The 1,186-nt window shown below is 40.7% G+C and carries 1 pseudogene; it reads right to left on the reverse strand.

Annotated features, from left to right (window positions below):
- Positions 1–342: pseudogene (locus ACFIMC_RS04755) on the reverse strand (hypothetical protein); the annotation flags it as partial.
- Positions 343–1,186 lie beyond the last annotated feature (844 nt).

Consider the following 1,186-nt stretch of genomic DNA (forward strand, 5'->3'; position numbering starts at 1 on the left):
CTCTTCTGGTAAGTGTGCATTCAAATGTTTTTCTTCTCCTATAGGTGCATCAAAAAGCTTTTCCTCATCATTTCCAGAATCATTTTTCAAAGAGTTTTCCGCTATAGATTTCTCATTAAGTTGAGCAATATAATCCATCACATTTTTTTGCTGTCGCCCAGCTTCATCCCCACTAGACTGATCAATGTTCCCAACAAGTGGAGATTGAGGAATCATTGATGCAACACCTCCCTGCTCTGAGAAGTCATGTTTTTGTTGCTCCGGCACCTCTTGTATCTTAACAGTATTCTTTGAAACATCCAGCAATGGAGGCATTTGGCGTTTTAAATCATCCATAGACATAATCAATTCTGCTGGCGTTTTTTCCCAGCTCGTTCTGTCCCTGCTTGAGAACCGCGAATAAGCTCTATAGGACTCAATTTTTGCGGAGTATTATCCCCATTGCTCGCATCAAAAGGGTTTGTGCGACAAGCAGCCCGTTCTAAAAAAACTTGGCTTGTATCGTCCTGCCAACGGTGTGCTTGGAGGCGTAGAAAGCTTGTTCGAACAAATGCTTTGGCAATTGATACATACCCTGATATATTAAGGGACGCAAAAATTTTGGATCAAACAACTTTAAAAGAGAATTTGTGTTTTCTTGTTCCATCACTGCACCCTTTCCATCTCACAGCCACGCTTGCTATAATCTACATGCAAAAAACCTATCGCCTTATGCAAGAAAACAGCTTCAGGTTTTGACTTCAAAACATCTTGTGCCATCACCCCGCGATAACGCTCTGGATAGCCCCTGTAGTTATACTCATAGAGTTTGTATCCATCTCGCTGCCCTACTCGTACGATATTTTCTTTCGCTCTGATGTTGCTAAGCCCAGCAAAAGTACCAAGGATAGTTCCAACATTTCCAACAATCTCCTACGGATTAGGTTTTGGCTACAACAAGATATTGATTTATAATGATAATTCACTGTTTTGTATGTTGAGTGAGAGTCCCGAATAACGTAAGATTCTCTCATTTCAAATCTGTGTATGCTGAATCAATCAAAACCACTCGCTTGCACATAACAAGTGGGATGAGTGTGTGGATAAAATTTGTATAAGAAAGGAGTAAAAAATGGCTCTTATGAACCGTCTTAATGCAAGATCTGTCGCAACATTGGGGGCTGGCAAATATAATGATGGTGCTGGC

Origin of the sequence: Bartonella sp. AP21QHHD (genome assembly GCF_042196205.1) — a bacterium.
GTDB lineage: Bacteria > Pseudomonadota > Alphaproteobacteria > Rhizobiales > Rhizobiaceae > Bartonella.